Source organism: Streptomyces sp. NBC_00659 (assembly GCF_036226925.1).
Taxonomy (GTDB): domain Bacteria; phylum Actinomycetota; class Actinomycetes; order Streptomycetales; family Streptomycetaceae; genus Streptomyces.
The window spans coordinates 3097561-3123211 of record NZ_CP109031.1; the positions used below are offsets into that span (position 1 = coordinate 3097561).

Sequence of the window (25651 nt, forward strand, 5' to 3'; positions counted from 1 at the left end):
ACGAGCCGGATGTGAACCGACCGTCACCGCCTGGCGCTCTATCATTTCTGTGCGCACCGGCCCCGGACGCGACCGGGCATCGCGGAACCGAGGTCACACCGGGGTCGGACCACCGAGGGGACACATGCTGACACGGCTCGAAGTCAGTGGATTCAAGAACCTGCTCGACCTCAGGGTCGAGTTCGGCCCCTTCACCTGCATCGCGGGGGAGAACGGCACCGGAAAGTCCAATGTCTTCGACGCGATCCAGTTCCTGAGCCTGCTCGCCGACCACTCCATGATCGAGGCGGCTCAGGCCGTCCGCGGTACTCATGGCACGCTGCACGGCGACGCGCGCGACCTGTTCTGGAACGGTTACTCGGACGACGAACACCGTATGGAGTTCGCCGCGGAAATGATCGTCCCGGGTGAGGTCGAGGACGACTTCGGCCGACTTGCCGAACCGACGTCCACCTTCCTCCGCTACGAGCTCCATCTCGGGTATCAGCCGCCGCAGGGCGGGGAGCGGAGCGGCAGACTGACGCTGCTTTACGAGGACCTCAGTCAGATCAGGTCGAGTGAAGCTGCCTCGCATCTTCGCCCGTACAGCAGAGACTTCCGAAGCACCGTCATCCGCGGTCGCAGATCCGCCCCCTACATCTCCACGTCTCTTGAGACGGGCGACGCCGTCATCCGTGTTCATGCCGACGGCGGCCGCAAGGGGCAGCCGCGTCCGGCACCCGCGAGCCGGGCAGCCAAGACCCTGCTCTCCAGCATCAATCTGAACGACGATCCGACCATCCTGGCAGCCAGGCGGGAAATGCAGTCGTGGCGCCGTCTGGCCCTCGAACCCTCTGCCCTGCGCACGTCCGACAACTATCGCGACCCCAGCGAGATGCAGCCCGACGGTCTGCATCTGCCTCGGAGCCTGGACCGGATCGCGCGGAAGAAGTTCCCTGACGACCCGGCCCGGGTCTACTCCCGGGTCGCGGGACGCCTGTCGGATCTGTCCGGGCTGCACGTCAGGACACTGCACGTCGAAGCCGACGACACACGCGAGCTGCTGACCATCAAACTCCACGAGATCGACGGCATGGTGCTCCCGGCGCGCAGCCTCTCGGAGGGAACCCTGCGCTTCCTGGCCCTGTGCGTCCTGCTCGAGGACCCGCAGGCGCACGGTCTGCTGTGCATGGAGGAGCCGGAGAACGGCATCCACCCGGCCAACCTCTCCGCCATGGTGGAGCTGGTGCGCGATCTGGCGGTGGACCCTTCCCTTCCAGTGGACGAGGACAACCTGTTCCGGCAAGTCCTGATCAACACGCACTCGCCAGGTGTCGTACAGCTCGTGGACGCGGCCGACCTGCTGATCGCCGACACCGCGAGCGTCCCCCGGAGCGTGGGCAAGGTCGCGCGTGGCCTGCGGTTGCGGCCGCTCGCCGGCACCTGGCGGGCCGGCGGTGCCGAGAAAGGTTATGGCACCAAGGCCGACATCCTCGCGTACCTCACACGTCCGCCGGAGGCCCGGCTGACGCTTGAGGGGAGCGCCTCGTGACGGTTCGTGCCTTGTACCTCTGTGAGGGATCCAGCGACACCGGCCTGCGCTTTCACATCGAGGCGATCGCCGGAGAGATGGGCACGGAGATCCTTGTGACGGTCCCCGACCTGAACCGTTTGCCGAACAAGCCCGGTCACTCGGTCGCGGACAAGCTGCGTGCCGCGCAACAACTCAGCGACGGCGGGCACCAGTACGACCTCGTCGTGGTCCACCGCGACTCCGACCGCGAGCCGCCGGACCACCGCCGCAGAGAAATCGCGGAAGCAGTCGCCGCCGTGAGTCCCGGCCTGACGCATGTGCCCGCCGTCCCTGTTCGGATGCTGGAGGCCTGGCTGCTGCTCGACGAGGCGGCGATCCGCGAGGTGGCCGGAAACCCCAGCGGCAAAGTGGCACTCAAACTTCCGAAACCGGCCCGGGCGGAGTCAGAGGCCGACCCCAAGGCACTGCTCAAGCAGGCGATCGCCACAGCGAGCGAGGAAAAGGGACGCGGTCTGCAGAAGCTCCAGGCTCGTTTCCCGGAAAACCGTGCGCGACTCCTGCAAATGCTGGATCGGGAGGGGCCCGTCAAGCGGCTCGCTTCCTGGCAGTCGTTCACGCACGATCTGCGCCAGGCGCTGGGCAGCCGCTGACCACTCCCGCAGGTCAGGGGCACTCCGTGTGCCCGTCCCCGCACAAGCAGCGGACCACGTACGTCATGTGCTGGATGTTGCCGACCTTGTTCCAGGTCGTAGGATTGCCGGTGCCTTCTGAACCCGAGGTGAGAGCGCATCGGTGATACCAGCGGTCGCCGGTGCTCGCCGCCGCGCCCCGATAGTCCGGCTGTTCCGTGATCCAGCCGGCCGCTTCGCGCGTCGCTCCGGTCTCGCCCCGTTTGGCTGCCCAGAACCTGGCGAGCAGAAAGGAACGTTCCGTCGTGTACCGGAGCAGTCCGAACCTCGACCGGTCGCCGTCGTCCACCGGCCTGCCGATGTTGCGGGCGGGGAGTGTGCCGTAGTCGCCGTAGCGGACGAGATGCGCGTACGACCGCCCGCTCGTGCGTATCTCGTGCCAGGTGTCCCAGTCCACGCGGTCCACTTCGCCACGCTCTCTTTCCAGGAGCCGGTCCACCTCGTCCGGGAAGCCGCCGGACAGCGCGGCGATCGTGCGCCATGAGGTGAGCGGGGTCAGGGCGTCGAGGGCGCGGAGCGCTTCCTTGCCCGCGTCGGGACGGCCAGGGGACACGGTCTGGAGGTCGAGGAGGAGATCCACCCTCACCTCGGGATCCGTCCTGTCGAGCAGGGCGGCGGTGCGTTCGGCGAGGTCGTCGGTCCAGGTGCCGGGGAGCCGGACGCGTATGCCGAGGCCGTTGCCACCGTTGAGGGCGCTGTCCGCGGCCGCGGTCTGGTGCGCTGCCGGGAGATCGGGGCCGGTGACAGGGCGGAGTGCCGTATGGGACCAGTACGAGTGGAGCAGGTCCGCATAGGGGGCGGCGGTGAGGTCTGTGTGCGGGGCGTCCAGCCATGCCGCGGTGTATTTCTGGACCGTTGCGACACGTCGGAGTTCCTTGTCCACGGTCAGTTTGAGCTGATGGGTGTCCTGTGCGGCGATCGCCGGCAGCGTCCAGAGGGGAGACGTCCGGTCACGGACCCATGGGGCGAGATCCTTGACGGCGCCCACGGCGTGGGCGCGGATCGGTAGGACGGGAACGTACAGCGGTCCGGACATGGCGGCCCCCTCGACACTGCCCCGCGCTGGTCTCGAATCAGCGTGAGCCGGGGTGAAGGGGGCGGAAAGGGCGCGATCCGGTCACCCGGCCGGAAGGTGTGCGCCCCGGTCCTGGGCCTTTGGGGCGTCCGGCGACGGTCCGCGAGGCGCTGAACACGCAGTGCAGTCCCCGCGTCGGTGTGCGCCCGGTAGCATTCGAGGGTCTATTCGCCGACCGGGCACCATGGCACGGCACGACAGCGACACTCTCGACAAAGCGGGGATCACGTATGCGGGACGGCCGGTGGGTCACGGTCACCGAATCCCAGTTCGAGCACGAGCGGCGTGGCCTGACGGCCATCCGCGAGAAGCTCCGGGACAACGGTCCTTGGCGTGCGTGGTCCAATTTCGTCTTCACCGCGGGCACCGGTCACGTCCGTGAAGTCGATCTCCTCGTGGTCGCCCCGGGCGGGGTGCATCTGATCGAGCTGAAGGACTGGCACGGCTCGGTCGAGTCCCGCAACGGCAGCTGGCTGCAGACCCAGCCGAGCGGCCGGCAGGTGTCGCACGGCAATCCCCTGCATCTGGCGAACAGGAAGGCCAAGGAGCTGGCCTCGCTGTTGCGCGCGCAGAACGTGCAGGTGTGGGTGTCGGAGGCGGTGTGCTTCACCGACTCCTCCCTGCGCAATCGTCTGCCCGCGCACGATCAGCACGGCCTGTTCACCGTGCACCAGCTCGTCGGGATGCTGGAGCGCCCGCCTCTCGAGGAGCGCCGACGCATCGACGCCCCGAAGTCCCGCGCCATCGCGACCGCCCTGGAGCGGATCGGGATCGCGCCCAGTGACGCCGAGTACCGGGTGGGGCCGTACCAGCTGGACCGGAAGTCGTTCGATTCGGGACCCACCTGGGCGGACTATCTGGCGCGGCACAGCGAGCTGCCCGAGGCGGCCCGGGTCCGGGTCTATCTGCGGGAGCGCGGCTCGGACGCCGAGCAGCGGGCCTCGGTGGAGCGGGCGGCGCGGCGCGAGGCCGCGGTGCTGCGCCGCTTCCGGCATCCCGGTGTCGTGCAGCTGAAGCAGTACGACCCGTCCGGGCATCCGGCGGGTCCCGCGCTGATCTTCGACTACGACCCGCGGACACTGCGGCTGGACGAGTACCTGGCGCAGTACGGCGGGAAACTCGACGTGCTGACCAGGATGGCGCTGGTGCGTCAGCTCGCCGAGACGGTGCGTTCGGCGCACGGGCGGCGGATCTTCCACCGCACGCTCGCGGCGCGGGCGATCCACGTGATGCCGCGGCCTCGCGGCCGGGTGGCGGGGGCGGACGGCGAGGAGTCGGGCTGGCTCAACCCGTACGTGCAGATCTCGGACTGGCAGGTCGCCGTGCAGCGCGACGCCGGCTCGGGCGGTCCGGGTGGCGGCGAGCGGTTCGCGCCGACCACGTTCTCCCGGGCGGGAGCGCATCTGGCGGAGGGAGCGGACTCGTACCTCGCACCCGAACTGACCGCCCCGAAGGCCGACCCCGTCACCTTGGACGTCTACGGCCTCGGTGTCCTCACCTACCTGCTGGCCACGGGCCAGGCTCCGGCGGCCAGCCAGGCCGAGCTGCTGGCGCGCTTCGAGGCGGGCGAGGGGCTGCGGCCCAGCGCCGTGGTGGACGGTCTGTCGGAGGACATCGACGAGCTGGTCCAGTCGGCCACGGCGTACAGCATCGCCGACCGTCTGACCTCGGTGGACGACTTCCTGGACATGCTGGAGGTCGTCGAGGAGACGCTGACCGAGCCGGCCCGTCCGGCAACGCCTCTCCCGGTGGAACCAGAGCCTGCCCCGGCGCCCGCTCCCGAGAAGGACCCTCTCGAGGCGGTCGCGGGCGACGTCCTGGCCGACCGCTGGGAGGTCAGGCGCAGGCTGGGCACGGGGTCGACGAGTCGCGCGTTCCTGGTCCGGGACCTGACGGCGGGCCCCGAGGTACGGCTCTCCAAGTCCCTCGTGGTCCTGAAGGTCGCCCTGTCGGAGCGGGCCGGCGAGGTGCTGGAGCGCGAAGCCGACGTCATGGGTCGGCTGCGCCCCGACTCGCGGATCATCCGCCTGGTAGAGCCCGAGCCACAGCGCATCGCCGACAAGACGGTGCTGGTCCTGGAGTACGTCGGTGACGAGCGCGAGGCCGAACCGGCCGCGCCCGGCGCCTCCCGCACGAGGCGGCGCGAGGAGACGGTCGCCCGACGGCTGCGGGAGTCCGGCCGTCTGACCGTGGACCAGCTGGAGGCGTACGGCGACTACCTGTTCGGGGCCGTCGACTTCCTGGAGGGCGAGGGTGTCTGGCACCGGGACATCAAGCCGGACAACATCGCCATCCGGGTCCGCCCGAACCGCACCCGGGAACTCGTACTGATCGACTTCTCGCTGGCCGGCTATCCCGTGAAGGAGACGGGCGCCGGGACGGACGGCTATCTGGACCCGTTCATCGGCGAACTCACCGAGCGTTCGGTGTACGACGCCCATGCCGAGCGATACGCGCTGGCAGTCACCCTGCACGAGATGGCCTCGGGTGAGCTGCCGGTGTGGGGCGGAGGCCGGGTCTCGGCGCGGCAGACGAACCCGGAGAAGGAGCCGCATCCGGCGATCGCCGTGGACGCCTTCGACCCGGCGGTGAAGGACGGGCTGCTGAAGTTCTTCCAGCAGGCCCTGCACCGCGACGCGACGCAGCGCTTCAAGGACCTGAAGCCCATGCGGGACGCCTGGAAGCGCGTCTTCCTGGCGATGGACGAGGCGAAGCCCTCGTCGCGGCGCTCGCGCCCCGCGCCCGAGGCAATCGCCGCGGAAGGCGTCGCCGCACGGCTGGAGCCGGTGATCGAGGCGGCCGAGGAGGAGACCGCCGAGCGGCAGCGCGACCGGCTGGCTAAGCAGGTGGAGCGTGACACGCCGATCTCGGCCTCGGGTCTCGGCCCGGCCGCCGAGTCGTTCGTGTACGGCCTTCGGCCGCGCGTGCACACGGTCGGTGAACTGCTCGACTACAGCCAGCGCCAGCTGGTCAACGCCCCCGGCCTCGGCGCCAAGACCCGCAAGGAAGTCCTCGGCCGGATCAAGCAGTGGCGCCGCCAGCTCGCAGAACAGCCCGCCGCGCCACTGACTCCGGCGGGCCGCAAGGCCGCGAAGGAGGAGCTGACGGCAGCCGAGGCGAGCGCCGCCCTGGCGGTCGCAGCGAGCGGAGGCGTGGTCGGCCTCCCGGACGCGGCCCTGCGCACGGTCAGCCTGGACGCCCTGGCCACGGTCTTCGCACCCGAGCTGAAGAAGGACGGGTCGAACCGCAACGAGTGCGAGATGGTACGGCTGCTGCTGCGCCTGCCGGACGAGCGCGGCGAACTGCCCGACATCGGCGTGTGGCCGAAGCAGAAGGACGTGGCGGCGGCTCTGGGCCTGTCGGCCGGCCGCATCCCCCAGATGCTGAAGACCCAGCGCGGACTGTGGAAGAAGCACCCGGCGGTACGGGCTCTGCGTACCGAGATCCTCGAGCTGCTGCGGGATCTGGGCCGGGTAGCCCCGGCGGCGGAGGTCGCCGACGCGCTGGTGGTGCGCCGCGGTACGCAGCTGGAGGAGCGGGAGCAGCGGCGAGCGCTGGCGCTGGCGGCGGTGCGGGCGGCGGTCGAGGTCGAGCAACTCGTCCCGGATGAAAGCGAGTTCCGCCACGTGCCGAACCGCGAGGCGTCCGACGCGGCCATGGGCGCCGGCCTGCTCGCCCTGGAGGTCGTCGAGGACGACGCCCCCGAGACCCCGTCCGCCCCCGGCCTCCTCGACTACGCCCAGCGCCTCGGCAAGATCGCCGACCGGCTCGCCAAGCACCCGACCCTGCCGACGGCCACGACCGTCCTGGCCGAGCTGAGCAGCATCGCCCCGCCGAGCGCGGCGGTGGAGTGGGACGAGCGCCGCACGGTGGAGTTGGCGGCAGCGGCCTCCCGCAACGCCGCCGCGACCCCACGCCTGGAGATCTACCCCCGCGACCTGCCGCTCGTACGGGCGCTGCGGCTCACGCAGGCGGGCCTGGTCCGGGTCATCCCCGACCTGGAGCGCTCACGCCAGCCCGGCCTCACGGTCGACGAGGTCCACGAGCGCGTACGGGCCCGCTTCCCGGAGCTGCTCGACCAGCGAGGCAGCCACGAGCTGCCGAGGGGCGGCCGACTGACGACGGCGCTACGGGACGCGGGCTTCGACCTGGAGCTGTCCACCCGCTCCGGCACCCGAACGCTGCGCTACCTGCCCCGCAAACTGACGGACGCGTCGAGCTTCCTGTCGTCGGGCGCGCGGCGACAGGCCACCGGCACGATCGCCGCCCACCGGTACGCCGACGACACGGAACTCGCGGGCGCGGTCGCCGCGGAGGAGAGGCTGATGTCGTCGTCCCGGCGGGACGGCTTCCGGGTGCTCACGGTGCGTACGGCGCTGGCGGGCGCGGCAGTACAGGAGTTGACCGGGGAGCGCTTCGCGGCGGGGGCGGTTTCGGTGACGGAGCTGTTCTTGGAGGCGCTGCACGAGCTGGTGGAGCAGCGTCCGAAGCCGACGTGGGAGACGCTGTTGCGGGCGGATGTGGCGGATCCCGGGTCCAAGGGGGCGATGAAGTTCGCGGAGTACGCGCGGACGGCCTGGGGAGTGGTGGAGCCTCGGCTTGGGGAGCTGGTGGGGGCTAGGGCCGGGGGGTTGGGGTCTGCTTCGGCTCCGGCCGGTGGGCCGCTGCTGCTCGCTGACGCCGGGGTGTTCGCCCGGTACGACGCGATGGGCGTCCTGGATCGGTTGGCTGAGCGGTCCCGGCGTGGCGGGCGGGGGCTGTGGTTGCTGTGCCCGCAGAGCGACCCGACGCGACCGCCCCGGCTGGGGACGACGGCGGTTCCGTATCAGGCGGGGCTGGGTGAGTGGGTCGTACTGCCGGACTCGTGGGTGGGGAACCAGCATCGGGCAGACGGCGAGCGGAGCGGTGGGATGGCGGACGTGGCCGGTGCGAGGGGCTTGGCCGGCGGATGAGTTGGGGCCGGTGGCCGGACTGACTCCGGCTCCGGTCTGGTGACTGAGGCATGCGGGCGGCGCGGCATGGTGAGCGCGGCTCGATCGATGAGTGATCGATGAACAGACGAGTGGAGACGTGGCGACGTGATCGACCGCAAGGCTTTGTTGGCCGACCTGATCAAGCGGGTCAAGGCGGTCGAGGCGGACCTCGACAAGCAGGTCAAGGCCGTACCGGAGGTGGGTGCTCGGCTGCGGGCGGAGTACGACCGAGCCCGGGAGCTGGAGCGTACGGCGGCGACCTGGAACGAGTGGCTGAAGGAACGCGTCACGCAGGTCGCGGTTGCGTGGGTGCTGGGCACGGTGTTCGTACGGTTCTGCGAGGACAACAGGCTGATTCCCGAGCCGTATCTTGCGGGGGCGGCTCAGGAGCGCCAGGAGCTGGCGGAGGCACGGTACGGGCAGTACGTCGCTGATGATTCGGAGGGCGCCGACCCTACGTTTCGCGGCTGGCTGGAGCGTGCGTTCGCGGAGCTGGGGTCGGGGCAGGCGGGCAAGCTGCTGTTCGACCAGCGGCGCAACCCGCTGTACCAGGTCCCTCTGTCTCACGCCGGGGCTCGGGCGCTGGTGGAGTTCTGGCGTGAGCGGGACGCGGAGGGGCAGCTCGTTCATGACTTCGCCGACCCTCTGAATGAGGACGGTACGAAGGGGTGGGACACGCGGTTCCTGGGTGACCTGTACCAGGATCTGTCGGAGGCGGCCCGTAAGACGTATGCGCTGCTCCAGACTCCGGAGTTCGTGGAGGAGTTCATCCTCGACCGGACGATGAGCCCGGTGGTGCGTGAACTGGGTTCACGGTTCGGCGACTTGAAGATGATCGACCCGACGTGCGGGTCCGGTCACTTCGTGCTGGGTGCGTTCAAGCGGATGGTGACGCTTTGGGCGGACCGGGTGCCGGGCAAGGACGCGCATGAGCGGGTGCGGGCTGCGCTGGATTCTGTGCACGGGGTGGACATCAATCCGTTCGCGGTGGCCATCGCGCGGTTCCGGTTGCTGATGGCGGCGATGGCGGCGGCGAATGTGCGGACGCTCGCGGAGGCTGGGCGGTATGACTGGCCTGTGCATTTGGCCGTGGGTGACTCGCTGATCAAGGCTCGGCAGCTTGAGTTTGGCGTGCGGGGGACCCAGGGGCAGGGGGAACTGGAGTTCAGCACAGAGCAAAAGGACGAGCTGGCGGAGTTCTCTTACGCTACCGAGGATGTACACGAGGCCGAGTTCAAGGGGATCCTTGAGGTCGGACGATATGACGTGGTGGTAGGGAATCCGCCTTATATTACCGTCAAGGACAAGAAGCTTAATTCGCTTTATCGGGAACTTTATAAGTCCTGTGCGGGGACCTACGCACTGTCCGTGCCGTTTGCCGAAAGGTTCTTCCAACTGGCGAAGGTTGGGGTTCCGGATGGGCGCGGGTACGGGATGGTCGGGAAGATCACCGCTAACTCGTTTATGAAGCGAGAGTTCGGAACCAAGTTGATCGAGGAGTACTTCGCACATAAAGTGGAGCTGACTGAGGTTATCGACACCTCGGGAGCTTACATTCCTGGGCATGGGACGCCGACTGTCATTTTGGTGGGGCGGCGGCGGGCCGGGAATGCGCGGGGGGAGACTATTCGGACGGTCCGTAGCGTGCAGGGCGAGCCTGAGGCGCCCGAGGATCCTTCTGAAGGTCTGGTATGGACTGCGATCGCGAGCCAGGTAGACGATCCTGGAACGGTTAGCCAGTGGGTTTCCGTAGACGATTTGAAGCGCGAAGCACACTTCGGAAAACATCCATGGATTCTAGCCGCAGGCGGTCTCGAAGTTATCGAGCGGCTCGAAAAGGCGCTCACTCGGCGCCTAAAGGCAGCCATTGTCCCCCCGATTGGTCGAGCTATTCGAGCAGGAGCGGACGATGCGTACGTTCGACCGCTTCGCAGCACGTATCGCACAGTAACGGATCGCCGCGGTTTGCGCCCACTTATGGCCGGAGAGGCCGTTCGAGACTGGATCGCACAACCGCAGGAGAATATCTGGTTCCCCTACACCAAAGAGGCCGACTCTAACACTCTGGAGATCGAACTTTGGCCACTTCGCAGAGTTCTTGAGGCTCGGCGCACATTCCAGGGCGACATGTCTGATGCGGGACTAAGCTGGTGGGACTACATGCAGTACACTGCATCGGCATACTCCACACCTCTCTCAATCACATTCGCCGAAGTGGCTACGCACAACAACTTTGTACTCGACAGGGGCGGGAAGGTATTCAAACAGACAGCGCCGGTCATTAAACTCGGCGAGGAGGCAACTGATCAAGAACACTTCGGCTTGCTCGGATTGCTGAACAGCTCTACAGCATGCTTTTGGCTTAAGATGAACTGTCACGACAAGGGAATCCGAGGAGAGGGCGGCGGATTTACGAGCGATGACTGGGAGCGCTTTTATCAATTCAACGGAGGAAATATTGAAAATTTTCCGCTACCAGCCAAATGCCCGGCCTCAATTACTGAGCGCCTCGACGCTCTTGCCCAAGACCTGACAGTCACCGATTCTGCTACCCCCGCGGCCCCAACGCTGCGCGAAGCCCAAGCCAACTGGCGCTCCACCCGAGCCCAAATGATCGCCCTCCAAGAGGAACTCGACTGGCAGGTCTACTCCCTCTACAACCTGCACGCCGAAGACCTGCGCGCCCCCGAAGCCGAGGTTCCCGAACTCGCGCTAGGCGAGCGGGCCTTCGAGATTGCGCTTGCTCGGCGAGTGGAGAACGGAGAGGCCTCCGGGGAATGGTTCAAGCGGCATGGGGCTACGCCCATTACGGAGCTGCCCGCCCACTGGTCCGACGTCTACAAGGCCGTCGTACAGAAGCGCATCGACGCCATCGAGACCAGCCGCGCCATCGGCATGATCGAGAGGCCCGAGTACAAGCGACGTTGGGCAACCGACGGTTGGGATGCCCTTCAGAAGAAGGCCTTGCAGTCCTGGCTGCTCGACCGGATCGAGAAACGTGAGCACTGGTTCGACGAGGACGGGCAGCCCACCCTCCTCACCCGCTCCCAGCTCACCGACATCCTGTCCCGTGACGAGGAGTTCGTCTCTGTCGCCGAGTTGTACGAGCCCCGCACCGAGCTGGCCACCGTCGTAGCTGGACTCCTCGCGGACGAGCACGTCCCCTTCCTCGCCGCCCTCCGCTACAAGCCCGCCGCCCTGAAGAAGCGCCAGGACTGGGAACACGTCTGGGAGCTTCAGCGCAAGGAGGACGCCGCCGAAACCGAGGCGGAAAAGCGGAAGATCCGGGACTCCATCCCCGTACCGCCCAAGTACACCTCGGCCGACTTCCTCAAGCCCTCCTACTGGCGAGCCCGCGGCAAGCTCGACGTGCCCAAGGAGCGATTCATCTCCTACGCGACCGGGCCGATCTCCGGTACTCCCGAGTTGTACGGGTGGGCCGGCTGGGACCACCGGGAGCAGGCGCAAGCGCTCGCCACCTACTTCACCGTGCACGAGCTGGCCACCGAGGAGATCACCCCGCTCCTCGCTGGCCTACTCGAACTCCAGCCCTGGCTTACCCAGTGGCACAACGAGTTCGACGGCAGGTACGGCGGCTCCCCCGCAGGCTTCTTCGCCGGGCACCGCTCCCTCTACCAGGGCCAGCACGGCCTGACCGACGACGACCTGCGCGCGTGGAGCCCGCCGGCCGCCACGCGAGGCAGGGGCCGTCGCCCCGCCGCGAAGGACTGACAGCCGTCCAGGCCCTGCCGAGGCGCCGCACGTCAACTGCCGTGCCTCGGCAGGGTCTTCGCGTGTCGTCATCCAGGAGATCCAGGAAACGCCGACTCACGCGCTGGAGGTAACGCCACCTGCGGAGCCTTGAACGCTGCCCAGACTGTCTTTCCGATCCCACCCTCCCGGCCACACACGCCCCAGCAGTCGGCCAGCGCATCCACCAGCATCAGACCGCGCCCGCACGTCTCGTCCTCACCCGGCGACCTCAACTCCGGGCAGCCCGCGCCCGCGTCGCTCACCTCCAAGCGCAGCACCCCCTCCACCGGGTCATAGGCAAAGCCCACGCCAACCTGCCGGTCGCTCGGCACCCGTACGCGCAGCGCGTTGGTGACCAGCTCCGACAGCACCAGTTCCGCCGCCTCTGCGACCTCCTGCTCCATGCCCCAGCCCCAGAGGGCGTCTCGGAGTATCGACCTTGATCGGGCCACGCCTCGCGGGTGGCGGGAGATACGGAAGCGAGCTTCGTACGAGCCGTCGTGGTCCGTCATGACTCCTCCAGGGGCCTCCGTGCTGATGGGCCAACGCTCCCTTTTCACTGAAGGAGTTCAGCCTCACGCCATGAAGCAGACTGGACCCGTAGCATGCGAATCTGCAACGTTGCCGATTCGATTGATGCCCATGTTCGCCCTTTCGAGTTACGACAGCCCATAAGCATCCGCTCTGCTGCAAGGTGGTTCCATGCCTGTCAACAACGTGCCGCCCAGCCCGTCTACGGTCCTCGGTCGCCAACTCGGCGACGAGCTACGCAAGTTGCGAGAGGCGGCTGGTCTCACCACGGCTCAGGCGGCGGACTCCCTCGACTGCACCAAGGGGAAGATCAGCCGGATCGAAAACGGTCGAGTGGCCGTGCGACTCCCCGACCTCACAGCGATGCTGCATGCCTACCAGGCCCAAGATGCTGCTCTGAGCGATCGGCTGACCACCTTGGCGCGCAAGGCCAACCGCCGCCGACGCGAGGGATGGTGGCACCAGTACGGGTCGGTGCTCGGTGACACCTACCGCGACTACATCGAGATGGAGAGCATCTGCGACACCATCAAGACGTTCCAGGCGCTCCTGATCCCGGGCCTTCTCCAGACTCCGGAGTACGGCCGTGCGGTCACCGTAGCTTCGCGTTCGTGGGAAACCGCTGAGCAGATCGATCAGTTCGTCCAGGTGCGGATCGCCCGGCAGGAGCGCCTTACCAGTGAGGATCCGCTAGAGCTTTGGGCCGTACTGGCAGAGGGAGTTCTCCGGCAGCAGGTGGGCGGTCCTGCCGTGATGCACGACCAGCTGGAACATCTGGCGAGCATCACCGAACTACCCAACGTCACTGTCCAGGTACTGCCGTTCGCACGCGGTGCGCACTCCAGTATGGTCGGCCCGTACCTGCTGCTGAGCTTTCCTCGGGTCTCAGCGCTGGATCTCGTGCTGACGGAGAACCCAACCGGCAACATCTGGATGGAGCAGGCGTCCGAAGTCGCTCACTATCGGAAGCTCTTCGGCGACGCTCGCACTTCAGCGCTGGCTCCCACGGAATCGCTCGGGCTGATCCGCCGCATCGCCAAGGAGCACAGACAATGAACCACGCCCACATCTCCCCGTCGGACCTCGCGATGGCAGCCTGGCGGGTCAGCAGTTACAGCGGCGGGCAGGGCGAGTGCGTCGAGACCGCCACCAACCTCCCCGACCTCGTCCCCGTCCGCGACAGCAAGCGCCCCACCGGCCCCGCCATCGCGTTCGGCCACGCCGCTTGGAGTGCCTTCGTGTCCCGGCTGCGCTGACCACCTCGGCGACAAGCCACGGCGGGCGGGCGCGCAGGCGGTCCTGGCGATCGCCCGCCCAGCCCCACAAGCGACCCCGTACCCCGCACACCTCCGCAGTGTCATACCTCCCGGTTACGATCTGAGACGGACCTCGGACCTGGAATCGGAGCCAGCCACGCAGCCTCCGCTCCCCAGGACCCGAACCCACCCAGACAGACAGATGCACGCAAACGCATCGCAACCGGCCCCAGGAGACGCGAGACAAACATGGCCCCGACCGCCGCCACCGCCCCCCTCCTCCGCGACGTCATCGACATCAAGACGTCGATCTCCACCTCCGACTTCGTGCTGAAGCTCGCCGAGGCGGTCACGGAGGAGGGTGCGGCGAACGCGCTGCGGGACTACGTCGTCACGGAGCGTCTGCTCGACAACTTCGACGAGGCGCTCGGGCTGATCAAGGCCGCGCTCGACGGGCACACGTCGAAGGCCGCCTACCTCCACGGGTCGTTCGGTTCCGGTAAGTCCCACTTCATGGCGGTACTGCACGCCATCCTGCGAGGCGAGCCCGCCGCACGGGCCCGTGCGGACTTCGATCCAATACTGACCAAGCACGAGTGGCTGAACACCGAGCAGAAGCGCTTCCTGCTTGTGCCCTACCACATGCTCGGCGCGAAGTCGCTGGAGCAGCGGGTGCTCGGTGGGTACGTCAGTCACATCAAGGCGCTCAGCGACCTCCACCCGGACGCGCCGACCCCGCAGGTCTACCGCACCGACTCCCTCTTCGAGGACATCCACTCCCACCGTGCACGGATGGGCGACGAGAAGTTCATCGAGGGGCTCGCCGGCGCCGACGGGGATGCGGACAGCACAGCCGATGAGGACGAGTGGGGCGAGTCCTTCGCCTGGACCTCCGAGCTGCTCGACCGTGCCCTCTCCGCCGAGGAGCTGGACGGCGGCGAGGTCAACCTCGACCTGGTCAACCCGAGCACCCCGGCCGAGCTGCGCGCCAAACTCGTACACGACGCCAGTACCACCTGGTTCCCCGGCTTCGCCAGGAACGCCGCCGAGGACGAGCACGGGTTCATCTCCCTCGATGCCGGGCTTGCCGTGATCGCCGAGCACGCCAAATCCCTCGGCTACGACGGGCTCATCCTCTTCATGGACGAGCTGATCCTCTGGCTCGCCAACCGCATCCACGACCAGCGGTTCGTCTCCCGCGAGGCCGACAAGATCACCAACTTTGTCGAAGGTGCCGACTCGCGCCGGGCCATCCCGATCGTGTCGTTCATCGCCCGTCAGCGCGACCTGCGTGAACTGGTCGGCCAGGAGACCTCCGGGGCGGCCGAGGCGGCCATCCAGGACAGTCTCAGGCTGGCCTCCGGGCGCTTCGACAAGATCACCCTCGAAGACCGCAACCTTCCGCAGGTCGCCCACGCCCGTCTGCTGAAGCCCAAGGACGCCGAGGCCGCGGTCAAGCTCGACGCCGCCTTCGCGAAGATCAAGCGGGTCGGGCCGCAGGTGTGGGACGTACTCCTAGGGTCGGACGAGGGGACGACCGGTGCGGACGAGGAGTCGTTCCGGCTGACGTACCCCTTCTCGCCCGCCTTCATGGACACGCTCGTCCACATCTCGTCCGCGCTGCAGCGGTCGCGTACCGGTCTGAAGCTGATGGGGCAGCTGCTCGCCGACCACCGCGACGACGCCACCCTTGAGCAGCTCATCCCCCTCGGCGACCTGTATCCGGTGATCGCGGACGGCGGTGACACGCCCTTCGTCGACAGTCTGAAGGTCGAGTTCCAGACCGCCGACAAGCTGTACCGGACCAAGCTGCGGCCGTATCTCCTCGGCACGTACGAGGTCACCGAGGAGGACGTCGAGCGCTATACGCACCGGCGGGAGTCGATCACCGACCCCGCGCTGCTCGGCCGGTGCAAGAGCTTCGTCGGGGACAACCGGCTGATGTGCACGCTGCTGCTCTCCGCGCTCGCACCCAGCGTGCCCGCGCTGCGCGACCTCACCATCCGGCGGCTCGGCGCGCTCAACCACGGGTCGGTCGTCTCGCCGATCCCCGGCGCCGACGTCGGGATGATCAAGACCAAGGTCGGTGAGTGGGCGGCGCAGTTCGCCGAGATCAAGGCGATCGGCACCGACACGAACCCGGGCGTACGGCTCGAACTCGCCGGTGTGGACGTGGACTCCGTCATCGCCAACGCCAACGTCAACAACAGCCGGGGCAACCGGCGCACGCTCGCCAAGCGGCTGCTCGCCGAGGAACTCGGTCTGGACCTCCAGGACCGGCTGACCGCCGACGAGCTGAACCTCGTATGGCGCGGGTCCAACCGCACCGTCGAAGTCGTCTTCGGCAACATCGCCGACCCGGACGACCTTCCCGACCACGAGTTCCAGCCGAGCCAGGAGAGCCTGTGGCGGCTCATCGTCGACCTGCCGTACGACGAGGGTGAGCGAGGGTGGATCGACGACGTCCACCGGATGCGCGGTCTGCGTGAGCGGCCGGGTGCGCACCCGCAGACCGTGGGCTGGATTCCCACGCATCTGTCTGTCGCGCGTTTCAAGGACTTCCAGCGTCTTGTCGTCATCGACTACGCCCTCGCGGACGAGCGGCGCTTCGACACGCAGTACGCGCAGCATCTCAACGCCGACAACCGGGCGCGCGCCAAGGCCCTGCTCGAAGGGCAGCGGGAGTCGCTCACGCAGACGGTGAAGGCGGCGTTCAAGCAGGCGTACGGGCTGGCCGACAAGAAGGCCTCCGACGTCGACATCTCTTTCAACGATCACCTCGAAGCCCTGCCCGAGGTGCCCGAGCTCCGGGTCTCCATCGGGCAGTCGATGCAGGACGGCGCCCGGCACGTCGTCTCGAAGCTGCTCGCCCACCAGTTCCCCGCCCACCCTGACTTCGATCCGCGGGGCAACAACACCGCGGTCAAGCCCAGCGAGGCGCGGACCGTGTTCGGACTCGTCCGGGATGCCGCTGAGGCACCCGACCGGCAGGTCGAGAACGCGGGCAAGGAACGGGAGTTGATGCAGCGGATCGCCGTACCGCTCGGCCTCGGGCAGCAGAAAGAGGCGTACTTCCGGCTGTCGAACCGGTGGGCCGAGCACTTCGCGCTGATGGCGCGTACGGACGGCGGGCCCGGCGACCTCAGCGTCACCAAGCTCACCGAATGGATCGACCGGCCCGAGCCCATGGGCCTGGAGCCCTTCCTCGCGCACCTGGTCATCGCGGCCTTCGCGGAGATGGACGACCGGGTGTGGGTGCGCGCGGGCGCGGTCCTCGACCCGGCGCCCGAACTCTCGGCGATCCGGCAACAGGACGCGCTTCGCGACCAGCCCCTGCCAGAGGAAGAGGTCTGGGAGGAGGCGCGTAGCCGGTACTGGGACATCTTCGGCGTGGAGGGGGCGGAGGCGAAGCCTCCGACACTGCGCCGGGGACGTCTGGTGAGCCAGTTCGCACGGCAGATCCTGGCCAAGGCCCGGCACTTCCGGCCCCACGCGGACGATCTGCTGAAGCAGCTCGAAGGGCACTCGGTGTTCCTCGCGCTGGACGGCGGTGACGAGTCCGGCCGGCTCGCCCTCGCCCGCCGGTCGCGAGATCTGCTCGGCGAGCTGGCCGGACTCGACCAGGGGGCGGCGGGCGGTACGGCCGCCGCCAAGCAGATCATCACGGCCTTCGCCACCTTCGACCTCGGTGCCGCTTCCGCCAGCCGTTACGGCGCCTCCGTCAAGCAGGCCGCAGCCGTCGCGGCGGCGCTCGCGGGCGCCAGCTGGGACACCTTCGAGCTGGCGGCGAACGGCGGCCCCGAGGGCGAGGCGGTGCTCGCGCAACTGCGCAGCGCGGCCAACGCCGACCAGCGCACAGTCAACCTCAAGGACGCCCTGGAGAAGGCGCGGGTGTCCGGGGTCGCCGTACTCAAGCGCAACCAGGCGGCCGGGGCCCCTGCTCGGCCGACCACCCCGGCCGAGCCCGCTCCCGGTCCCCTGACCTCGCCGGGCGCCATAGACCTCACCACCGCCAGCAGCCACCCGCCGGTGCCCACCACCCAGCCGCCCCTTCCGACCCCGACCGGCCGGACGGGCACCGGGCGTGCCGCGCGCCGCTCGGGCAGCGGCCGTACGAAGGTGTCCCAGGCCCTTGCCGAGCTGCGCGCGGAACTTGCCGAGCTGGCGGCGGCCGAGCCGGACGCCACCATCGAGATCAGCTGGCGGGTCGTGGAGTGACGGCGGCGAAGACCATGGGCATGACGGGCCCAGCGATGAAGACCAGCACGGAGACAAGGCGGGCAGGCGGGTGACCGTGGCGACGACAACCAGCGCGGTGCGGCTCAACGCCGCCACGATCACCCAGTACCTGAACTCGCAGCCCAGCCTCACCCCCGAGAAGCGCCGGGTGGTCCTGCTGCGTGCGGCACCAGTCTGGGAGGGACCCGCGCAGCTCCCGTGGGGTGCGGGACGGCACGCCCGGATCGCCGTCGGCCCTTCGCCGCTCGCCGTGTACGAGCTGGTGCTGGCCCACCAGGCGGCCGATGCCACCGGACCCGAGGTCCTCGTCGTCCTCACCGACCGCGAGGAGGCCGAACTCGGCCCCGACCTGCTGGCCAAGGTGCACCGGCAACGCGTGAGCGCCGTCAACATCTGGGACGTCGTCCGCGAGGCGTTCGGCGCCGACGCCACCGACCACTGGCTCTCCGAGGAGAACTGGGCCTCCGAAGCACTCCTCGACGCGACGCCTCCGGGCGGCTGGCCGCAGCTGGCGGGCGGTGCACTGTCCCGGCGCGAGGCGCTGGCCGCCCTCGCCATGCGCAGGCTCGGGATCGGACGGTACGCCCCCGATGCCGACCCCGGGCAGATGGCGGGCGCGGGCGGTCTCGACGTTCACGCGCTGCTGCGCTGGTCGCTGCAGCCCGGCGGCCCCGACCGTTACCTCTCGCTGCGGGCACCCGAGCGTGCCGGACTCGCCCGGTTCCTCGGCGAGGACGACCAGGTGGGGCTCACCGGGCGGGCCCTGGTCTCCCTGGTCGACGCCGAGCACGGGCCGGACGCCGTCGCGTTCGGGCTCGTCTGTGGCGCGCTCTGGCGGGACACCGAACTTCCGGACGCCGCCGGTGGGCGGCGCACGCGTGGCCGTCGGCGTGCGGACGAGGGATCCGCGGCCGGTGGCGAGTCCGTGGACGCCGAGGACTACCGGGCACGGGGGCGCGCCGAGCGTTGGTTCGGGGACGAACCGCCGGCGCACGGTGCGGCCCTCGACCAGCTCGCAGCGTCCTTCGGCCGGGCCTGCGAGGAGTTCGTGTCCGCACTGCTGCTGAGCGGGCGGTCGGAGTTCGACGAGTCGGCGGCGGCTGCCCGGAAGATGAGCCATATCGCCCTGGACCGGGCGGACTCACTGATCCGGCAGTTCGGAGCCGAGCGGGCAGCCCGGTCAAGTGCCCTGCTGGCGGCGGGACTTGAGGCCCGCTTCGCTGCCGTCGGGCAGGCTCTGACCGACAAGGATCCGCAGCAGGTCACGCGGTCCGTCGGCGCCCTCGACGACCATGCGCTCGCGAAAGAACCCGACGCCCGGACCCGTATCGCACGCGCCGGCATGGCGCTGCGGCTCGCCCAGTGGCTCGCGGGCGACCCACCTGTCGCGTCCGGGAACGTGGCGGCGGCGATCGGCCGCCAGATCGCGGAGACCGGCTGGGTGGACCTCGCCCTCGAACACATCGAGGCCGGGGGCGAGAGCGAGCCTGCCCTGCAGTCCGCGTACGACAGTCTGTGTGCCTCCGTGCGGGCGCACCGACGGGAGATCGACCGGAACTTCGCACACGCCCTGGCCACGTGGACAGCGGACGGCGGGACACCCGGAACGATGCTCGCGGTGGAGACCTTCCTCCCTCGTGTGGTCGCCCCCGTGGTGAAGGCCGGGGATCGCGGGGTACTCCTGCTCGTTCTCGACGGTATGAATGCGGCCATCGCCTCTGAGCTGGGCGAAGAACTGCGTGAGCACTGGGTCGAGTACGACCCTCTCGCCGACGCGAAGGACGCGGCGCGCCGCCGGGCGATGGCAGCCGCGCTGCCCACTCTCACGGCGGTGTCGCGGACCTCGCTGTTCGCGGCCAAGCTGACGTCGGGCGCCCAGACCGATGAGAAGCGGGCGTTCCCCGCACATCGGTTCTGGGGGGACGCGAAAGCCGCTGCCTTCCACAAGGACGATCTTCGGGCCCATGCCGCCGGGGACTCCTTCGGCCCCGGACTCCTCACCGCGCTCAACGACGAGCAGACGCACGTCGCGGTGGTCCTCAACACCATCGACGACCGGCTGGCGAAGGAGCAGAAACTCGGGGATGGCGCCTGGCGGCTGTCCGACATAGGGCAGCTCAGGGAACTGCTGCGCTATGCCGCGCTGCAGGGCCGGGCGGTGATCCTGACCAGCGACCACGGGCACGTCGTCGACCGCCACGGGGCTCGGCTGGAGGCCGAAGTCCCGTTGTCGGCCCGGCACCGGGTGCCTGGGGGTCCGCTCGCGGAGTCCGAGGTGCTGCTGACCGGGCCTCGTGTCGTCGTCCCCCCGACCGAGTCCGCGTCCAGTGGCACGCGGGGCGGTGAGGTTGTCGCACTCTGGGACGCCGACTCCCGCTACACCGCGCAGAAGGCGGGCTACCACGGCGGTGCTTCCCTCGCCGAAGTCGCCATCCCCGTACTGGCGTTCCTGCCGTTCGGCGCGCAGCCGCCCAAGGGCTGGCGCGAACTCGGTGACCAGCGGCCCTCGTGGTGGCGCCTCGATGGTCAGGCGGCCGAGCCCGGGCACACCGTCGCGACAGTCGGCGCAGTGACAGGCGAGCACGCCGAAGCGCGACCGGCGGCGAGCCCGTCCAAGCAGGCGGGCGGTTCCCCGTCCACCGGCAAGGCGGCGAAGGAGGCGGTCGAGATCGTGGCGAGCCGTGACTCGCTCTTCGACATGGTGCTCGTGCCTACCGAGGAGGAGGCACTGCTGTCCGTCGCGGCTGTCGCCCCGGACGAAGCGGATCAATCCGCCTCGCCGCACGACGCCCTGATGGCCGCGCTCCTCGCTTCGGAGATCTATCAGGTGCAGGTGCAGGTGCTGGCGCGCAAGCGCGAACTGCCTCGGATGGAACGGGCTGTCCGGGTCCTGCTGGACGTCGGAGGCACGCTTCCGATGACGGCACTGGCGCAACGCGTCGGCCTTCCGGCCACCCGTGGCGCCGAGGGCTTCTGCGCGGTCCTGCGGCAACTGCTCAACTACGACGGTGCCCAGGTGCTGGAGACGCTTCCGGACGGACGCACGCTGCGGCTGAACACCGGCTTGCTGAAGGGGCAGTTCGAGCTGGACTGAGAAGCGTCATCGTTGTCGGCCCGAGCGACGCGGGAGACACGCGCTCGGGCCGCCGACGTACTTCTTTCGCGTCCTTCTTCGTGTCCGAGGGTCAGACAAGCTGCCGGAGTACCCGCAGGAACTGCCCCAACTCGTCGAGGGACCGCTGGTCCAGCGGCTCGGGGGCGAAGTGCGCGATCTTGTTGCGGATCCTGCGCACCTGGTCGAGCTGGTACACGAACTGGACCCGGTTGACCATGGGCCAGCCGAGGTCCTGCCAGTTCTGGTCCGCCTTCGGCCGCAGTGCTTCCTTGCTCTGCTGGCCGTCGAGCAGCGAGACGTAGTCCCCGAACATCAAGTCGGAGATCTTGCCGGTCTGGCGCTCAGGCTTCTTCGGCTGCACAGCCTTGATGGCCTCGGGGTCGATCGCGGCGCCGAGGCACTTGCGGAGCAGGAACTCGATCTCCCCGACGATGAAGAACGGCCTGGCTGTGGCGTCGAAGCGTTCCGTGATGTCGGCGGAGGTCACGATCCCGCTGAACCTGCCGTCGTAGCGCCGGACCAGTACGTAGCCCTTCTCGCAGACCAAGGGCAGCGCGGCGAAGAAGTTCTGGTGCTCCTCGACCACCGGAGGGTCGTCCACCATGGCGTTGGCCAGCACCCGGTCGACGTTGGCCTTCTCGTACATCCGGGCCACAGAGTTCCAGGTGACGGCGCCGCACAGCGTTGTCGTCCCGTCGATGATGGGCAGTTGGGAATAGTCCCTGGTGCGCATCAGATAGGTGGCCTCGGAGAGCTGCGCGCTCGACGGCAGGGACTCGAGTCCCGCACGTGCCGCCGGGATGTCGCCGATCCGCAGCGGGTGCTGCGGAAGCAGACCGGGCGTCGGCTCCTCCTCGGACTCCTCGTCGGAAGCGGAGTCGTCCGGTGCCGCGACCGTCTCCAGAGCTACGACATGGACCTCGATCCCGCGTCCGCAGGTCGCGAAGGACGGAACCGTGGACAGGCCGACGTCCCTGAGTGCCTGCGCAATGGCCAGCACCGACTGGTCATCACGCCGGCGTGTGCCGAAGAGCGCGAGCAGGTCCGGTACGGAAATCCTCGTGCCTTTGAGTGCCAGGAGGCTGTCGTCGGACGGCGGAGTCGTCATGGCGGCGCTCACCGGCCCGACGTGTCGTCGGCGTCACGGAAGACGGTGCGCTTGCCCATGGCGGACCGGACCAGGTCGAGGAGCTGCTTCGACCGGTCCCGGTAGAACCGCTCGAACTCGCCCTCGTGCAGCGTCGACGGCTCGATGAGATGCGTCGCGACGACATCGTCGAACCACTCGGGCCGCATGCCCGATTCCAGCATCAGCGACTTGAGGTAGGCGGCCGGCGGGCCGGTCATGCTCCGGCTGGCCCGGTACGACAACGGGGTCTTGTTGACGATCGAGTTGGCGCGTGCCCCGTAGGCGGGATGCACCTTGGTGACCCAGGGCTTCGGGAAGATCAGCCGTACGTCGACACCGCGGGCGACCAGCTGGCCGGGGCTGAGGGGTGCCTCCGTGTAGTACCAGTCCACGGCGCCCTGCTTGATGAGCAGCGCGTAAATGCCCTTGTACGCGGCGCTGTTGCGGGTGCTGAGGGTGTCGAGACGGTCGGACACGAAGACGGCCTCGGTGACCGTGTCGGGGTCGCCGCCCTCGCCTCGGATCCACTCGACAAGCTGTTCCACGTCACGCGGGAACCGGCTCTCCGTCGATCCGCCGTACATCTCACCGAGCACGCCGTTCCAGTACCACTGCTCGATGCGCTGCTCGCCGGCCGCCGTGTCCGTCTCGTCGCCGAGAACGGCACGTACGGCGGCGAGCGGTACGAGTTGGGTGCGGTACGGCAGGTCCGCCCACCCGACAATGCACTGCCGCTCCAGGAAGCCACCGACCCAGGCGAAGGCCTCCGCCAGCCGGGGGGCCAGGCGCACGAAGTCGTCGAGCGGCAGCTCCAGCAGGTCACGGCGCTTGCAGGAGACCGAACTGCTGCGGCCGTCCTGCTTGAGCTCCCAGGTGCGGACGAGTGCGATCGACTGCAGGAAGTCGCTGCTGCTCAGACCGTCCTCGAGCCCGGCTTCCATCCGGCCGAGCACCGGATAGGCGGACGTCAGGTCCGACTTGATGCGGTGCCACGCGTCGGGGAGGCGGTAGTACTCCCCGGTCTCCGCCACGTGTGCCTGGTTGCCGGCGTAGGTGGCGGTGAGAAGCTCGAAGACGTTCAGGGGAACGCCACCGGTGTTCACCCGCTCGAAGACCGCGCACACCGCGTCCATCGTCGTGGACGACTTGAGGTTGATCATCGGTACGTCGAACGACTGCACGTGGTTGAGGACGTGCTCCTCGAAAAGGGACCAGATCTCCCAGTTCGCCTCGTCCGCCTTCACGAATTCGCGGTGCCAGGCATTCATGCGCGGGGTGTCGAACACCAGGTTCAGCGGGAAATGGGCGGCGGCGCACTCCAGCTCCGTCGTGCTCAGATCGAGGACGATCTCGCGCGCGAAATTCCTCCTGAGCGTCCGGTCCTCGGGCACCGACACGATCGCCTCGTCACGGTCCGAGGGAGAGCCGATCGCCTTGGCGATGTCGATGTAGTACCAGCGCCGCAGGTCCTTGCCGCGAGCGTCCACGGTGTCCACGGGCTGGTCGCGCCGCAGGGCCTGGTACAGGGAGGTCATCCGCTGTTGACCGTCGAGCAGGAGCAGGTCGGGCACCGTGGTCTCGGGGACCTGCGCACCGCTCAGCGGCCGGGGCTTGAAGGGGGTGGCGCCGCCCGTCTGCAGCGACATGACCACGCCAAGGGGATAGTTGAGTGTCACCGTCGCGATGAGCGCCCGGATGCGCTCGTCGTCCCATTTCCACTCGCGCTGGAAATCGGGCAGTTGCAAGGACCCTGACTCGACCTGCTTGAGCAGTTCCTTGAGCTTCGGACTGTCGAGCGACACGCCGCGATCTCCCCCGTCTTAAACCTCTTTGGTGGACAACCTATTGCATCAAGCCGTTCCGAGCATCGTCAAGGAATCAAGGAATCCGCACACACATTGCTTGAATTCGGCCATCACGAATATTTTTGGACACTCGCGACCCCTCGGGCCGGCCCGGTCGGGCCACGCCCTCGCCGAGGCCGATGACGGCCCGCACTCACCACGCTGCCCTCACCCGGATGGAAGACTGATGACGTGAGTACAGATCAGCCGTCCCGTACGTCCCCCGTCAGCGCGGCCCGCCGACGCGATGTGATCGACGCCCTGCGCCGAGGGGCGGTGCCCGAGAGCGGCCTCGACCTGCTGGCGACCGGCCTGGACCGCTTCGAGACGGCGCTCGACGCCGAGCTGTCCGCGGTGGCGTCGGGTGCGTCGGTGTTCAAGGCGGTCCGCGGTGAGTACGGATCCGGCAAGACCTTCTTCACCCGGTGGCTGGGCGAACGTGCCAAGCGCCGGAACTTCGCCGTGGCCGAGATCCAGATCTCGGAGACCGAGACCCCGCTGCACCGGCTGGAGACCGTCTACCGGCGGCTCACCGAGCGGCTGGCCACTCCCGGGTTCCCGCCCAGTGCGCTCCGGCCTGTCGTCGACGCCTGGTTCTACACCCTGGAGGAGGACGCTCTCGCCGACGGAGCCTCCGAAGAGGGGCTCACCGAATCGGTCGAGCGGCTGCTGGTCGCACGCCTGGCCGAGGTCTCCCGGCATGCCCCGTCCTTCTCCGCGGCGCTCCGTGGCTACCGCGCCGCGCTCGCCTCGGGTGACGAGGCCACCGCGGCGGCCGTCATGGCGTGGCTCGGCGGACAGCCCCACGTGGCCGCCGCGGCCCGTAGAGCCGCCGGAGTCCGGGGGGACCTCGACCACTTCGGCGCGCTGGGCTTTCTCCAGGGGCTGCTCACCGTGTTGCGTGACAGTGGGCACGCGGGCCTGTTCCTCGTCCTCGACGAGGTGGAAACGCTGCAACGCGTTCGCTCTGACGCCCGCGACAAAGCGCTCAACGCACTGCGGCAACTCATCGACGAGGTGCACTCAGGGCGCTTCCCGGGCCTCTATCTGATCATCACGGGCACCCCGGCGTTCTACGACGGCCAGCAGGGCGTGCGGCGGCTGGCGCCCCTCGCCCAGCGGCTGGCCACCGACTTCACCACCGAACCGCGCTTCGACAACCCACGCGCGGTGCAGTTGCGACTCCCCGGTTTCACGAAGGATTCGCTGGTCGCTCTCGGGCAGACCATCAGGGACCTGTACGCGAGCGGATCCCCGGATCCGGACCGAATCATGGCGATGGCTGACGACGCCTATGTCGCGGACCTGGCGACCGCCGTGGGCGGTGCCCTGGGAGGCAAGGTCGGGGTGGCCCCCAGGCTGTTCCTGAAGAAGCTGGTGGGTGATGTCCTCGACCGTGTAGACCAGTTCGAGGACTTCGATCCGCGCAAGCACTACGCGTTGACCGTCGGCGTCTCCGAGCTCACGGAAGTCGAGCGGAACGCCGCGGCGTCCGGCGCGGACGACGTGGAACTGGAGCTGCCGTGACAGCGGC

At 68.6% G+C, this 25651-nt stretch carries 13 protein-coding genes; 9 read left to right on the plus strand and 4 right to left on the minus strand.

The annotated features are described in order from the left end of the window. The first annotated feature begins 124 nt into the window (after nucleotides 1-124). Entirely contained in the window at nucleotides 125-1531 is a 1407-nt protein-coding gene (locus OG410_RS13440) for an AAA family ATPase (RefSeq protein ID WP_329299349.1), read from the plus strand. Continuing rightward, nucleotides 1528-2163 carry a hypothetical protein gene (locus OG410_RS13445; RefSeq protein WP_329299350.1) on the plus strand — a complete coding sequence of 212 codons (636 nt, stop codon included), beginning with the start codon at nucleotides 1528-1530 and terminating at the stop codon, nucleotides 2161-2163. Before OG410_RS13440 ends, OG410_RS13445 begins: the two co-directional genes overlap by 4 nt. 13 nt (nucleotides 2164-2176) lie before the next feature. Here OG410_RS13445 and OG410_RS13450 read toward each other — a convergent pair whose 3' ends face one another. Beyond that, nucleotides 2177-3238 (minus strand): beta family protein, encoded by a 1062-nt coding sequence (locus tag OG410_RS13450; protein WP_329299351.1) that lies wholly within the window; start codon nucleotides 3236-3238, stop codon nucleotides 2177-2179. Between the two features lie 269 nt (nucleotides 3239-3507). Here OG410_RS13450 and pglW point away from each other — a divergent pair, with 269 nt between their 5' ends. Both pglW and pglX read left to right on the plus strand, forming a co-directional pair. Continuing rightward, on the plus strand, nucleotides 3508-8229 hold the full coding sequence (pglW, locus tag OG410_RS13455) for a BREX system serine/threonine kinase PglW (protein ID WP_329299352.1): 4722 nt from the start codon (nucleotides 3508-3510) through the stop codon (nucleotides 8227-8229). A gap of 126 nt (nucleotides 8230-8355) precedes the next feature. Then, entirely contained in the window at nucleotides 8356-11982 is a 3627-nt protein-coding gene (gene pglX / locus OG410_RS13460) for a BREX-2 system adenine-specific DNA-methyltransferase PglX (protein WP_329299353.1), read from the plus strand. Nucleotides 11983-12050: 68 nt separating this feature from the next. Here pglX and OG410_RS13465 read toward each other — a convergent pair whose 3' ends face one another. Then, nucleotides 12051-12515 carry an ATP-binding protein gene (locus OG410_RS13465; RefSeq protein WP_329299354.1) on the minus strand — a complete coding sequence of 155 codons (465 nt, stop codon included), beginning with the start codon at nucleotides 12513-12515 and terminating at the stop codon, nucleotides 12051-12053. A gap of 190 nt (nucleotides 12516-12705) precedes the next feature. Here OG410_RS13465 and OG410_RS13470 point away from each other — a divergent pair, with 190 nt between their 5' ends. The 4 genes from OG410_RS13470 to pglZ all read left to right on the plus strand — a co-directional run bounded on the left by OG410_RS13470 (nucleotide 12706) and on the right by pglZ (nucleotide 21123). Next, complete coding sequence (locus OG410_RS13470; protein ID WP_329299355.1) at nucleotides 12706-13590, plus strand: helix-turn-helix domain-containing protein; 885 nt, start codon at nucleotides 12706-12708, stop codon at nucleotides 13588-13590. Further along, nucleotides 13587-13790 carry a DUF397 domain-containing protein gene (locus tag OG410_RS13475; protein WP_329299356.1) on the plus strand — a complete coding sequence of 68 codons (204 nt, stop codon included), beginning with the start codon at nucleotides 13587-13589 and terminating at the stop codon, nucleotides 13788-13790. The genes OG410_RS13470 and OG410_RS13475 overlap by 4 nt, the downstream gene beginning before the upstream one ends. Nucleotides 13791-14039: 249 nt before the next feature. Beyond that, complete coding sequence (gene pglY / locus OG410_RS13480) at nucleotides 14040-18008, plus strand: BREX-2 system ATPase PglY (protein ID WP_329299357.1); 3969 nt, start codon at nucleotides 14040-14042, stop codon at nucleotides 18006-18008. A gap of 70 nt (nucleotides 18009-18078) precedes the next feature. Continuing rightward, nucleotides 18079-21123, plus strand: coding sequence for a BREX-2 system phosphatase PglZ (pglZ, locus tag OG410_RS13485; RefSeq protein ID WP_329299358.1), 3045 nt, complete (start codon nucleotides 18079-18081; stop codon nucleotides 21121-21123). Nucleotides 21124-21214: 91 nt separating this feature from the next. On the opposite strand, the gene OG410_RS13490 is transcribed toward pglZ, so the two are convergent. Together OG410_RS13490 and OG410_RS13495 are read right to left on the minus strand one after the other, a co-directional pair. After that, on the minus strand, nucleotides 21215-22252 hold the full coding sequence (locus OG410_RS13490; RefSeq protein WP_164373103.1) for a CBS domain-containing protein: 1038 nt from the start codon (nucleotides 22250-22252) through the stop codon (nucleotides 21215-21217). Between the two features lie 8 nt (nucleotides 22253-22260). Next, nucleotides 22261-24075: a GmrSD restriction endonuclease domain-containing protein gene (locus tag OG410_RS13495; protein ID WP_329299359.1), complete on the minus strand. Its 1815-nt coding sequence runs from the start codon at nucleotides 24073-24075 to the stop codon at nucleotides 22261-22263. 234 nt (nucleotides 24076-24309) lie between these two features. Between OG410_RS13495 and brxD the strand changes: the two genes are divergently transcribed. After that, nucleotides 24310-25644 (plus strand): BREX system ATP-binding protein BrxD, encoded by a 1335-nt coding sequence (brxD, locus tag OG410_RS13500; RefSeq protein WP_329299360.1) that lies wholly within the window; start codon nucleotides 24310-24312, stop codon nucleotides 25642-25644. The last annotated feature ends 7 nt before the right edge of the window (nucleotides 25645-25651 follow it).